At 57.6% G+C, this 13,712-nt stretch carries 10 protein-coding genes and 1 pseudogene; all 11 read left to right on the top strand.

Annotated elements, in window-relative coordinates; genetic code table 11:
* Nucleotides 1-73: 73 nt before the first annotated feature.
* The 11 genes and pseudogenes from ACWAT4_RS41315 (at nt 74) to ACWAT4_RS41265 (ending at nt 13,646) form a co-directional block, all read left to right on the top strand.
* Nucleotides 74-1,009, top strand: coding sequence for a LysR substrate-binding domain-containing protein (locus ACWAT4_RS41315; RefSeq protein WP_128929535.1), 936 nt, complete (start codon nt 74-76; stop codon nt 1,007-1,009).
* Between the two features lie 238 nt (nt 1,010-1,247).
* Complete coding sequence (locus ACWAT4_RS41310) at nt 1,248-2,843, top strand: hydantoinase B/oxoprolinase family protein (RefSeq protein WP_128929536.1); 1,596 nt, start codon at nt 1,248-1,250, stop codon at nt 2,841-2,843.
* Between the two features lie 17 nt (nt 2,844-2,860).
* Nucleotides 2,861-4,984 (top strand): hydantoinase/oxoprolinase family protein, encoded by a 2,124-nt coding sequence (locus ACWAT4_RS41305; RefSeq protein WP_128929537.1) that lies wholly within the window; start codon nt 2,861-2,863, stop codon nt 4,982-4,984.
* A 350-nt stretch (nt 4,985-5,334) separates the two neighbouring features.
* Complete coding sequence (gene tnpA, locus ACWAT4_RS41300; protein WP_128929538.1) at nt 5,335-5,808, top strand: IS66-like element accessory protein TnpA; 474 nt, start codon at nt 5,335-5,337, stop codon at nt 5,806-5,808.
* Nucleotides 5,805-6,159 (top strand): annotated as a pseudogene (gene tnpB, locus ACWAT4_RS41295) (IS66 family insertion sequence element accessory protein TnpB). The gene tnpA and the pseudogene tnpB overlap by 4 nt, the downstream one beginning before the upstream one ends.
* Before the next feature lie 50 nt (nt 6,160-6,209).
* Nucleotides 6,210-7,769, top strand: coding sequence for an IS66 family transposase (tnpC, locus tag ACWAT4_RS41290; protein WP_128929539.1), 1,560 nt, complete (start codon nt 6,210-6,212; stop codon nt 7,767-7,769).
* Nucleotides 7,766-8,392 (top strand): UPF0149 family protein, encoded by a 627-nt coding sequence (locus ACWAT4_RS41285; RefSeq protein ID WP_232995571.1) that lies wholly within the window; start codon nt 7,766-7,768, stop codon nt 8,390-8,392. The genes tnpC and ACWAT4_RS41285 overlap by 4 nt, the downstream gene beginning before the upstream one ends.
* 486 nt (nt 8,393-8,878) lie before the next feature.
* Complete coding sequence (locus tag ACWAT4_RS41280; protein WP_128929540.1) at nt 8,879-9,373, top strand: flavin reductase family protein; 495 nt, start codon at nt 8,879-8,881, stop codon at nt 9,371-9,373.
* 14 nt (nt 9,374-9,387) lie between these two features.
* Nucleotides 9,388-10,824: an NAD-dependent succinate-semialdehyde dehydrogenase gene (locus ACWAT4_RS41275; RefSeq protein ID WP_128955169.1), complete on the top strand. Its 1,437-nt coding sequence runs from the start codon at nt 9,388-9,390 to the stop codon at nt 10,822-10,824.
* A 47-nt stretch (nt 10,825-10,871) separates the two neighbouring features.
* Complete coding sequence (locus ACWAT4_RS41270) at nt 10,872-12,143, top strand: hypothetical protein (RefSeq protein WP_128929542.1); 1,272 nt, start codon at nt 10,872-10,874, stop codon at nt 12,141-12,143.
* 243 nt (nt 12,144-12,386) lie between these two features.
* Nucleotides 12,387-13,646 carry a Glu/Leu/Phe/Val family dehydrogenase gene (locus ACWAT4_RS41265; protein WP_128929543.1) on the top strand — a complete coding sequence of 420 codons (1,260 nt, stop codon included), beginning with the start codon at nt 12,387-12,389 and terminating at the stop codon, nt 13,644-13,646.
* Nucleotides 13,647-13,712: the final 66 nt, after the last annotated feature.

The raw sequence follows: 13,712 nt of genomic DNA, 5'->3' as shown, positions 1-13,712 counted from the left end.
ATGGCCGAGAATACCATTTGATTTATTCGAATCGGGCTTATGCATCTAAAATGTAAATTTGTTTGGGCGGCATATGGCTAGAGCGCTCAGTTCCCGCGAGATCGATGCGTTTCGGGCTATGATGCAATGTGGGACAACGCTTGCCGCAGCCGAAATTCTAAATACAACGCAACCGTCGGTGAGCCGGCTGTTGGCGCAAGCGCAAGACGCTGTGAAATTTCGACTGTTCGATTATCGACGGGGCCGTTTGGTTCCAACCCCTGAAGCCAAAATGCTCTTTGAAATCGTCCAAAAGCACTATCTTGGCTTGGAAACGATACAGCAAGCCGCTGAAAGTATCAGGTCATCCGGCACCGGCCTATTGCGCATCGCTGCCACTCCGTCCCTGGCTATGGGCGTTATTCCAACGATCATGAAGGCATTCCGGCAGTCTAGCCCCGGTGTGAGCATCAACCTTCAGACGGGAGGGTCGCTGCAGATCAGAGACGGGCTCCTCAATGGCATTTATGATGTTGGCCTGACGACGAGCGGAGCTCATTTCCGAACAGGAGAGTTCGAAATCGAGGTGTGTGACGAATCTGAGGCCCTATGTGCGGTCTGCGCAAACAGCCCGCTTGCTTCGAAGAAGGAGGTTGCGGTCTCTGATTTTCAAGAGGCAACGCTGCTCACTCTCAATCGTGGAGACGATCTAAGTGATTTGTGGCGTCAGACACTCGCGCAGCACGGCGTGAAACCCTCGTCCGAGATCGAGGTCACCTATTCGGCGATCCTCTGTTCGCTCGCCGCCGCCGACCTTGGCATCGGCGTCGTAAGTCCCTACATCAAACCGCTTATTTCCGATAACGTTCGATTTGTTCGTATTTCGCCGAGAATCTCGGTTAAGATGTTCGCAATCTTTCCGGGACATCTTGTGAAGTCATCGCTGTCGCAGCGTTTCACGCGTAGCTTGAAGGAAACGTTCCTGCACAACGACCCCCATGTCGTGAAGTGCGGCGACTGCACGGAGTAAGCCCCCTAGCGGGATTTCGGATCGAGCTAGGCAACTCTCGCGGGCCGACGTGCCCGCCAAACAATCCCAATGCTATATCACCCGCGTATAGAGCGTGCAGCAAGAAGAATTGGCTGACGCGTTTAGCCTGACTTAATGTCCCGCAGAATGCCCGAGCTGGTGCGACTGTCGCGCAGCGCTTCGTGGGCGAGTGCAAGACCGTAGGGCAAGGCCGCGGGCGCTCCAAGGAGACTGACACGTGCTTGATGCAATCCAGCTTGAATTGATTTGGCGAAGGCTGATTTCTCTGACTGAAGAGGCCGCTACGACGCTGCTGCGTACCTCCTTCTCATCCGTCGTTCGCGAGTCTAATGATTTTGCGTGCGTTCTCATGGATGCCGAAGGACGCTCGTTAGCGCAACCCGCTAACAGCATTCCATCCTTTATCGGTACCGTTCCGCGGACGGTTCGTGGCTTTCTCAAACAGTTTCCACATGAGACCCTCTCCGAGGGCGATATCCTGATCACCAACGATGTCTGGCTTGGCACCGGCCATCTGCCCGATATCACGGTAGCCAAGCCCATTTTCTTGAATGGCAATATTGTTGCGTTCGCTGGGTCGGTCACGCACGCTCCTGACATTGGTGGACGCATCCGTTCTGCCGATGCACGCGAGGTGTACGAGGAGGGATTCCAAATCCCAATGATGAAGGTGGTTGAGGCGGGTCGAATGAACCGCACATTTGAAAGCCTGCTTCGCCAGAACGTTCGTACGCCAGATCAGACGGTAGGCGACCTTTATGCGCAGTTTTCTGCACTGCATCTGATGGAGGTGCGCCTCATTTCTTTGCTAAAGGAGTGGGAGCTCCGTTCATTCTCCGAAGTGTCTCAACAGATCCGCGGTCGGACGGAAGCCGCGATGCGGCGTGCGATTTCCGCAATACCGGATGGCGTCTATCATGCCACCGCCGTCAGCGATGGATTTGAAAATAGCATCGTGTTGCGGATGGCGCTTAAAGTTCATGGTGATGAAATCGAGGTTGATTACCGAGGTACAGATCCTCAAGTGCAGCGCTCCATCAACGTCTGCGCTGCTTATACGACGGCATACACTGCCTATGGAATCAAAGCCGTTCTTACGCCCGACACGCCAAACAATGACGGTGCGTTGGAACCGCTCAATATTCATGCACCTCTTGGCTCAATTCTTAATTCAAAGCCGCCCGCAGCGGGCGGGGCACGCGCACTTATCGGACATTTCCTGCCGGCGATGGTCTTGCGTGCGCTGTCACAAGTCGTGCCGGAGAGAGTCATCTCCGACGTCGGCTCACCTCTCTGGTGCGTAAACCTGGCCGGCGTCAAAGAGGATGGAAAGACTTTCGCTAACTTATTCTTCCTGAACGGAGGCTATGGGGCCAGCGCGGCCTCGGACGGCGCAAGCGTGTTGTCTTGGCCGAGCAACATTTCCTCCACGCCCGTCGAGGTGCTGGAACGAACCGCGCCGATCAGAATTTGCCACCGCCGAATCCGATCGCGGACAGCGGGCAGCGGTCGGTTCACAGGGGGGGCTGGGCAGGAGTTTCTCTTCGAGAATCTAAATAAAGGGCCTACCATAATTTCCTTTATGGCTGAACGAACTAAGCCAGAAGCTGTGGCGAATGGCTTAGCAGGCGGCGATCCCGGCGCTGCCGGTGAGATCCAGATCAACACCGTTCGGGTTGATCCCAAGATACAACACACTATCGACTTTGGTGCCCGCGTTCTGCTGCGCACACCTGGCGCTGGCGGATTTGGTGTTCCGATCCGCGCTCAGGAAGCGCTGGCCGAAGCCGATGGCGCCAAAGATTTTGTATAAGAAGGGTTAGATCCGATATGTACTCGCTTGGTATCGATATTGGCGGCACGTTCACCGACATTGTCCTCTATTGCACTGATGATGGTCGCGTTGTCGCACACAAGGAGCTGACGACGCCCCATGATCCAACAATTGGAGCCCTCGCCGGCGTAAAGCAGGTCGTTAACGCCAGCGGCACCGATCCCGATCAGATTGGTCGCGTGGTCCATGCGACAACGTTGTTCACTAACGCTCTCATCGAGCGTCGTGGCGCAAGGACCGGATTGATCACAACGAGCGGCTTTAGGGATACGCTCGACTTACAGCGGGAGTTTAAATACGATCTGTATGATCTATTTCTGAAATTGCCAAAACCATTGATTGAGCAGGATGATCGCGTTGAAGTTAATGAACGCACCTTGTTCAACGGGCACATCCAGCATCCACTCAACGAAGACGAACTTCTAATAAAAACACGCCGGCTGCTCGACAGGGGCGTCACTTCGCTGGCAGTTTCATTCTTGCATTCATATGCCAATGGGACAAATGAACTGCGAGCCAAGAGCCTAATCGAGCGGCATTTCCCACAAGTCCAACTGTCGATCTCGTCCGAGGTCTGCCCACAAATCCGGGAGTACGAACGAACGTCAACGACCGCCGCGAACGCGTATATCAAGCCCATTGCAGACAAATATTTGCGTGAACTCGAGGTGCAGCTAAAGGCCTTTGGAATACCAGGAGCACTTTTCATGATGCTCTCAAACGGCGGATTGACGCATATCGAGGAAGCGCGCCGTACGCCGATCGAACTGTTGGAGTCGGGGCCGGCTGCTGGCACATTGGTGGCCGCGTATTTCGGCAAACGCTCCGGATTTGACAATGTGCTTGCCTTCGACATGGGCGGGACAACTGCAAAGCTTGGCGTGATTGAGAACGGCGAGCCCCTGATCGCGTATCAGTTTGAAGCGGCTCGCCAGAAGCGGTTCGCCCCAGGAAGCGGATTGCCGGTGAACATCTCGACTGTTGAGCTTATCGAAATCGGTGCGGGCGGCGGGAGCATCGCACATGTTGATGAGCTAGGAATGCTCAAGGTGGGGCCGCAAAGTGCGGGATCGCGACCTGGCCCCGCCTGCTACCCGAACGGCGGAACTGCGCCAACGGTTACCGATGCAAACGTTGTTTCGGGGGCGATTGACGTTGATAACTTTGCCGGTGGCACTATGGTTTTGCGCCGCGGAGCTGCAGAGGCGGCGCTCACAGGCGTCGGGCACGCCATAGAGATGCCATTCATCAAAGTGGCGAATGGCATTCAGGCCATTGTTAACGAGACGATGGCAGCCGCCGCGCGTGTCCATGTTGCTGAGCGAGGCCACGATATAACTAAGTACAAGCTCATCGTGACGGGCGGTGGCGGCCCGATGCACGGTTGTGACGTCGCCAGACGTCTCGGCATCAAACAGGTTATCTGTCCGCCGAATGCTGGCGTCGCGTCGGCACTCGGCTTGTTGATTGCACCCGCGCGTGTTGATCGCTCGAGAACGCTTGGCGCCCTGCTGGGATCGATGGAAATCGAGAAACTCGAAGCAGCCTTCAGGCGCCTGGAAGACGACACAAGGCGCGTGATTGCGCAGGCCAGATCTCCGCACAGTACACTTCAGATGGAGCGCCGCGCCGACATTCGCTTTGTGGGCCAAGGGTCGGAGCTGGTAACAGGACTGCCCGTTGGACCCTACAGCGAGAGCGAACGTGAAACTATTCGCGCTGCGTTCATCCAGACCTATAAAGGTATCTTCGGCGATATCATACCCGATCTTGATCTTGAGATTATGAACATCCGTGTAACCCTGAAAGAAGTACGAGAACCCGCGAAACTTGGTCGGATGGAAGACCCTCCTCGCTCGGAGGGATCTCGCTATCGACCCGTGTATGATGATGCAACTCGCGCTTGGGTTAAAGTCCCAGTTCTTCGACGATCGGAACTCGGGATTGCAGGATCGATCGAAGGCCCGGCCCTTTTGGATGAGCAATCATCAACACTAGTTGTGCCGCGCGGGAGCCGCATGACGTTGGACGCCTCTGGCAATGTCATTGTTCAGCTCAGGGATGATGGTGACAGTGTTACCGTTCCAGTAGCAGAGCACGCCACCGAAATCGGGGCGTAGGGCTCTAATATGCAGGCCTGTCACGTCACGGCAGTCGCGTGGCGCCGCAGGATGTCATGCCGGGAGGCCTTCGGATCTCGAAGTCAACCAAGGCGCGAGGCAAGCTCTCGGATGGAAACGATCATACTCGCCCCCTCAGTCGCGTTCGTATGCATGCTCTAGCGACACCACCGGGCGGCAACGCGCGAGCCAGGAGGTGTCGAGCACGATCCGCCGATCGATCGGCGGTGTTGTGCGGTAGAACGGTTTTCTACCGTTGCCCTTCTGTAACCGGCATGAGCCCCCCACCTGGGCATCGCGCGAATGAGCTGCGATACAGCCTGGCATGAACTGTTTTTTGGAGGTGGGCTATGGCAGATGCCATGCATGAAGCCAGGCTTGATGCCAGGCAGGAAAGCGGCTCCTATCGTCGGATCGAGGTGATCACAGGGCAGCGTCGACGACGGCGCTGGACGGCTGAAGAGAAGGCTCGGATCGTGGCCGAGAGCTTCGAGGAAGGGGCCAATATTTCCGAGGTCGCTCGGCGCCATGGCGTTGTCCGTGGGTTGCTGACGGTGTGGCGGCGCAAGTTCGCGACGGCAGTGAGCTTTCAGGCGCCAGGCTTCGTGCCGGTCCGGATCGCTTCCGAGAGCGGTCCGGCGACGGCAGACGAGTCGGACCGGTTAGCGTGCGCGCATAAGGTGCCGCCGCAGATGGCATCGGCTCCAGGCAAGCTTGGCGGAATGATCGAGATCGAGCTGGGCGGGGCACGCATCCGGGTCGAGCCCGGAGTGGAGCTGGCGACGCTTTCGACAGTGCTATCGGCGCTTCGGGGCATCCGTTGATTGCATTACGGTCTGACCTCAAGGTGGTGCTGGCGGCACAGCCAGTCGACTTTCGCAAGTCGGTGCACACGCTGTCGGCGCTGGTGAGCGAAGCGTTGCACGCGAACCTCGTATTGCGGCGACATCTTCGTGTTCCGCAGCAAGCGCGCGGACAGAGTGAAGCTTCTGGCATGGGATGGTAGCGGCATGGTGCTGGTGACGAAGTGGCTGCACCAGGGACACTTCACCTGGCCGCCGGTCCGCGACGGCGTGGTGCATCTGAGTGCGACACAACTCGCGATGCTGCTCGACGGACTTGAGTGGACGCGTGTTTCACACAAGCCTGTGAAGCAGCCGGCCGTTGTCGGCTGAGAGGCGAAGATTTTGCTGGAGCCTGTGATGGGCGGATATATCGTTCGATCATGGCGATTCGTCCCGAAGCTCTTCCGACCGATGCAGCGGCTCTGGCCGAGATGGTGCTCGCGCTTGACGCCGAGAACGAGAAGCTACGTGTGGCGATGCAGACGCTGAAGGAGATGATCTTCGGCAAGCGCTCAGAGCGGCTGGCGGCGATCGTGGCCGAGCAGCTCGCGCTCGAACTGGACGATCTCGCGACTGGCGTCACATCACCTGCGCCAGCCAACGACGATTTGCCTGCGACGAAGCCGGCTGGGAAGCCGCGCAAGAAGGCGAGGCGCAACATCGGCGCGCTACCCAAGCATTTGCCTCGCTGCGAGCAGGTGCTCGAGCCAGACACGACAGCGTGCCCGTGCTGCCAGGGCCTTCTGCACCGGATCGGCGAGGATGTGAGCGAGGTACTGGACGTGATCCCGGCGATCCTGCGGGTACTGCGCACGATTCGTCCCAAATACGCCTGCCGCGGCTGCACCGACGGCGTGGTGCAGGCGAAGGTGCTGCCGCGTCTGATCGACAGCGGCATGGCATCGACGGCACTCGTGGCTCACGTGGTGATCTCGAAGTTCGCCTGGTATCTGCCGCTGTACCGCCAGGTGCAGATCCTGGCCGGTCAGGGCCTTCATCTCGACCGCGCGACGCTCGCCGGCTGGGTGAAGCGTGCGGCATGGTGGCTTAAGAGTCTTTATGAGCTTCAGCTGCGGACGATCCAGGCTTCGCCGCGGCTGTTCTGCGACGAGACGCCGATGCCGGTGCTCGATCCCGGACGACATCGCACTCGTATCTGCCAGTTCTGGGCGCATGCGATGGATGATCGCCCATGGGGTGGCCCATCGCCGCCGGCGGTCGCCTATGTGTTTGCGGATGGCCGCGGCACCGAGGAGATCGCCGGGCAATTGGCCGGCTTCTCCGGCATTCTGCAGGTGGATGGCTATGCCGCCTACAAAGCGCTTGCCCGCGGTCAAGGCGGGGCGATCCAGCTGGCTTTTTGTCTCGCGCATGCCCGACGCAAATTCGTCGAGGTGTACAAGACGATGCAGTCGCCGTTCGCTCACGAAGTGATCGAGCGCCTGCAAGCGGTCTACGCCATCGAGGCCGAGATCCGTGGCTTGAGCGCCGAACAGCGGCTTGCCGCCCGCCGCACCAGGTCCGCACCGCTGATGGAGGTGCTGAAGGCGCGACTGACCTCGATGCTCGACCACCTGTTCTCCCAATCGAAGCTAGTGGAGGCCATCAACTATACGCTCAATCACTGGGACGGACTGACGCTATTTCTCCGCGATGGCCGCGTCGAGGTCGACAGCAACACCGTCGAGCGTTCAATGCGCCCGATTGCGATGGGGCGCCGTAACTCATTGTTCAGCGGCAGCGAGGGCGGCGCCGAGAGCTGGGCAATCCTTGCGTCGCTGGTCAATACGGCAAAGCTCCACGAACTCGATCCGCAGGCCTATCTGGCCGATGTGCTGGAGCGCATCGTCTCCGGTCAGACCAAGAGCCACCAGCTGCACGAACTTCTCCCCTGGAACTGGAAGGCGACCCGCGAGCTCAGCGCACGGGTGGCCGCATGACCCGCCGCCGCCGTTCATCATCTTCATCATCGATGGCGGCAGCCGCGATGCCGCTCGACGAACTTGAGCCTTGGCTACAGGCTCGTGCCGAGCAGCATCCCGTCGCCACCAGTCTTCCCATGCTCGACGGCTATGTCGCCGCGATCGTGGCCGGGCCGGTGTCGATGAGTCCGCTCGACTGGATCTGTCCGCTGCTCGCCATCGACGCCGACGCATTCAACCATGGCGGCACGCCGGAGTTCGCCGCGATTTCGGCCGTCGCGCTGCGCCACAACGACATCAGTAATGTTCTTTCCACCGCACCACATCGGTTCGCACCGGTCCATGGCCGCAAGCCGAATGGCGACGTTGATGCGCGGCCGTGGTGTCAGGGATTCCATGCCGCCATGCGGTTGCGACTATCAGCCTGGGGCCCACTGCTCGACGTCAGCAACATACACCACGGCTTGCTCCTGCCCATCCTGCTGCATTGCGTCGACGATCAAGGGCGTCCACTGCTTGGACCACCAAGGAAAGGCCGCGAGACCGAGGAATTCCTGCGCAACGCCCATGCCGACATTCCGGACGTCGTCGAGGCCATGCGTCAGTACTGGATGCCGACCCGCTACGCTCGCACAGGCTGATCACTGCAGACGTGGGAGCTCATACCGGTTACGCCCTTCTGTGCGTCCCTCCCGAACTCGGCCGCCAGCCTCAGAGGTCGGCGCTCCTTTTTTCTGAGGAGTGAATGGCTACCGTCGCGGTTTGAGAGCGGCTTGGCTCGAGGATGAACGGATTCTGCGTAGGGGACTCCGAAGCATCGTCGCCTGGTCATCGTGACCGTTGGAGACCACCGGGCTGCCTAACACAGCTGGCATTTGAGGCGCCCGTGACCACGGATGAGTGGCGTTGGTAGGAGTATAATCAACGGTCAATGGCAATCAGCGCGCTGCGCGCCGCGCGCGGAACATGCGAGTTTGGTGCAACTATGCCTGATCCGAATACATGCCTTCAGTATCTCAATTGGATGAAGGCCAATGGCAATGATACGTCTTTGTTCGCTGTGGACGGGGCCGTCCTTCGCCACCGCTATCATGCTTTCGCTGGTACCTCAAAGGAGGGTCCATTAGATGATCGATGCAGGTCGCGCCATTGCCACAGCGACGCCCGAAACATTTCGAGAAGTGTCGCGGAAGTGGGCCTCTGGAATCGCCGTCGTAACTGCAGTCGATAGTCACGGAGCGCTTTTCGGCACCACGATGAGCGCCGTCGTCAGCCTATCGATCAGCCCCCTGCAATACCTGATATGCATCGACAGAAAGTCGAACTCGCTCCCCGCCATCACTTCGACAGGGTGGTTTTGCATCAACATGCTCTCCTCATCCCAAGAGCGCATTGCGATGACGTTTGCAAAGAAGGGGACAGATAAGTTTTCGGCGATTTCCTATCGAGAAGGTCTAAATCGATTACCAATTATCCAGGACGTCGCCTCATATATTATCTGTCACCTGAACAGCAGCTTTGATGGCGGCGATCACGTCATAATCGTTGGCGATGTCATCGAGATCGGTCTCCACGATGCGTCTCCGCTGGTCTATTTGAATGGACGCTTTAATAACGGATGACTTGCGGGGAACACATGAAATATGAGAATACGCTCCTCTTTATTGACGGAGAATGGTGCTCCGGCTCTGAGAAGCAAACGATCCCGATCTTTAATCCAGCAACTGACGAGGAGATCGGTCACGTCGCTAAGGCGACGGTGGCCGATCTCGACCGTGCAGCTGCGTCCGCCGAGAAGGCGTTCCATGTTTGGCGGAGAACGCCCGCGGTGGAACGCGGAGTTACGCTACGTAAGGCAGCTGGCCTGCTCCGCGATCGACTAGAGTCCATCGCCCATGTTCTCACCTTGGAGCAAGGTAAGCCTCTTTTGGAAGCGCGAGCGGAGATCGCGAGTTGCGCCGATGCCTTCGAATGGGCTGCTGAAGAGGGAAGGCGGCTCTATGGGCGCGTGATACCGTCGCGTGCAGCAGGCGTTGCGCAATATGTCGTACGTGCTCCAGTAGGCCCGGTTGCTGCGTTCACCCCGTGGAATTTCCCCGCGAGCCAAGTCGCGAAGAAGCTTGCTCCAGCGTTGGCTGCCGGATGCTCCGTGATCGTCAAGGCCTCGGAAGAGGTGCCACGATCTGCCGCGGCAATCATCACGTCACTTGTCGATGCTGGCATTCCAACAGGTGTTGTCCAGCTCGCATACGGCACTCCCGATGAAATATCGCGGCACCTGATTGCCCACCCGGCGATTCGGAAGATCTCCTTCACCGGCTCTGTTCCGGTTGGAAAACATCTAGCTGCGCTCTCGGGCGAGCAGATGAAGAGGACGACGATGGAACTCGGCGGGCATGGGCCGGCGATTGTCTTCAAAGACGCCGACATATCCTCAGCCGCGGCGCTGCTCGTTTCAGGCAAGTATCGCAACGCCGGTCAAACCTGCGCCGCGCCGACGCGGTTTATGGTACACAACGATGTTTATCATGAGTTCGTCGCAGCTTTTGTTGAAAAGACACAATCGCTTGTCGTTGGCAACGGTCTGGATGCGACAACGCAGATGGGCCCCCTCGCGAACGAACGCAGAGGGAAACTCTTCGATCAATTTGTGGACGACGCGAGGCAGCGAGGCGCAAAGCTCATGTGCGGCGGCGAGAGCTTATTTACTCGCGGAACATTCAGGCAGCCAACAGTACTTGCGAATGTCGATCCATCGATGCGAGTCATGAACGATGAGCCATTCTGCCCAATCGCGCTCATTAGCGGCTTTGACAATCCAAATGAAGCTGTTGCAGAGGCTAACCGATTGCCCTTCGGGCTCGCCGGATATGCCTTCACGGAATCATCGGCGAACGCTCAGTTCCTGGCGGAGAATCTTGAGGTCGGTATGCTCAGCATCAACCACCTGGGCCTTGCCTTGCCGGAAACGCCCTTTGGCGGCGTCAAAGAGTCTGGGTACGGTTCCGAGGGTGGCCTAGAATCAACTGAAGGCTATCTCAATACCAGATTCATCACCAATAAGGCCTACTAGGCGTCATGCCATTTGGGCAATCGACCACGACGACTCTGTGAGGAGCAATGTCCCCTTCAACTATCAACGAAAGAGTCAGCATCACACGACTTGGTGGTCAGGATTACAACTTCTTTTTTGGTTACTATAATAAGACGCCGTGGGACGGGCAGGGTCGCCTTATCCTAGGCCACCAAGTCGATGAACCTAACTTCCGCATTGGCAGAAATAGCGGCTGCAATGTCGGTTATTTTGATGAAGCGCGTGAGTTTCGGCTGGTTGATCGAACCCAAGCCTGGAACTGGCAAATGGGGAGCCAACTACAATGGCTCACCGGCATGCCTGGCCGTAACATAATCTACAATATTCGTACGTCGCACGACGCGGGTGGCCCGTATCCCAACATCGGTGCGCGGATTACCGACGTGGATACGGGGCGCACTCGCGATCTCAATATCCCGATTTACGTCGTAGCCGCGAACAGCAAATTCGCGATGTGCATTGACTATCGACGTCTCTACAAAACGCATGAGACGATCGGCTACTGCGCACTCGCGGGACGGCTTCCACTGGATAATGCACCGGACGATGATGGCATTTGGCGCCTCGACATTGCAAGCGGCGACTCGACACTCGTTGTCAGTTACCGCCAACTTTACGAGCTTGCTCATAAGCCATCCATGGATAAGGCAATTCATTGGGTGAGCCATATTGAGATAAATCCGTCATCAACACGTGTGCTCTTCCTTCACCGATGGACAGAGCGTGTTGAAGACGAGACCTGCTTCTTGCATCGCTTGATCACAATGGATCCGGATGGAAGCAACTTACGTCTCCTTGAATGCTCTGATCATCCATTGCCGCAGCTGGCTCGGCGGTTCGATTCAAAGGCCGTAGGTACCTACGACTACGAAAAGTCCGAATACCAGATCTCTCACCCGTTATGGCGGGATGATAGCAGCATCGTCGTCTGGGGACCTCACGCCGGACGTATAAACTATCAGGTTTACCAAGACGCGCACAATGGCTTAGTCCAGACTATTGGCGACGGCCTCCTAAGAGAGAACGGACACATGTCCTATTCACCTGTGAATATGCGCTGGCTTTTGAGCGATACGTATCCGCATTCCGAGACCAACCTGCGTGATCTCTTCCTTTTCGATGCCAACAATGAAGTCCGGCTCGACCTCGGAAGCTTTTATACTGATCCAACTCTGGCTAAAGAGAACCGGTGTGATCTTCACCCAAGGTGGAGCCGCGATGGGAAGTGCGTTTGCATCGACTCCTATCACGAGAGACGGAGGCGAATGTACACAATTGATGTCTCCGCTCTCGTGTAGTGCTTGTTGTTTTCCCTATCCAGCGACAGCAGGTGTCTAAAAGCAAGGGAACGTTGTTTTCCGCAAGGCATCCGTCCAAGGGCATTTCGACCTACCTTGAGCGCTCAGCTCATCGAATCTCGTTGAAATTCAGCATAACGACCTCGCTGAAGGGGCTTGCTTGCCTCTTACAGCGGCGGGAATACTTCGAATGGTAGCTATCCGCCGTCCGATCCGGTTTCGATCGAGTACAATGGAGCAAACGTGACCACATACAGTGGACCTGTCTTTGACATGGCCGTACAACAGTTCGAAGTGATCGCTGATCACCTGTCTGTGCCGCAGGACGCGAGGGCGCGCTTGTTAATACCAAAGCGCGCGATCACTGTATCTTGTCCTATTCATCGAGACGACGGCACGACGGCGGTTTTTGAAGGGTATCGAGTTCAGCATCACCTCACGCTAGGACCTACGAAAGGCGGCACGCGCTTCGCGGCTAGTGTGGACCTCGGCGAGGTTGCTGCGCTTGCGATCTGGATGAGTTGGAAGTGCGCCCTAACCGGCTTGCCCTATGGTGGCGCCAAGGGCGGCATCAGCGTCGATCCATCGAATCTATCAAGGCGCGAACTAGAGGCATTATCACGCCGCTACATGCAGGAGATGATCCCCTTCGTTGGCCCTCACACTGATGTCATGGCCCCCGATATGGGGACCAACGAGCAGGTGATGGCGTGGTTTATGGACACCTATTCGATGTATCAGGGCCGGACCGTGACGGAGATCGTTACCGGTAAACCGGTCAGCGCCGGAGGGACATTGGGACGCCGCGAGGCGACAGGGCGGGGCGTCGCGCATCTGACGCGCCGCGTGATGAACGAACAGGGCATCAATCTGAACCATGCAACGGCTGCTGTGCAGGGCTTCGGAAATGTCGGCTCGATCGCCGCACTTGAGCTTCACCATATGGGCGTTAAAGTGATCGCCGTCAGCGACCACACCGGCGCGCTCTACTGCGCTTCCGGCCTCAACATTCCAGAACTCGTGGTACATGCGGCAACACATGGCAGTCTCTCGGGGTATTCGAGTGAACTAGCCTTCGATCCGCAGGAAGTCCTCACGCTGTCTTGTGATGTTCTTGTGCCAGCCGCGATGGAGCGGGTCATCGACGCTGCTGTCGCCACGAAGCTGCGTTGCCGTATTGTCGCTGAAGGGGCCAATGGGCCGACGACACCGGAAGCCGATCTGGTTCTTACGCAGCGACAGAATGAGATCTTCCTGATCCCGGATATTCTGTGCAATTCCGGCGGGGTAGTGGTGAGCTATTTCGAATGGGTGCAGGATCTGCAACAACTCTTCTGGGAAGAGGAGGAAGTAGTACGACGCGAATACCAGATTCTCGATCGAGCGTTCGATCGGATGGTGGCGAGGGCGAGCCGCGACAAGGTGTTCAATCGCACGGCGGCCATGGCCATAGGCGTCGAGCGGGTGCGGGGCGCCAAGAATACGCGAGGTCTATTTCCATGAGGGACGGCCTGGTCGGATTCCGTGATGTATTTGCCCGAACCCGCAATGGTTCACATCGAGCCTTAT

Source organism: Bradyrhizobium sp. T-1, from assembly GCF_053592855.1.
Note: the sequence above shows the minus strand (reverse complement) of the source record. Positions and strands in the feature narration are given on the sequence as shown.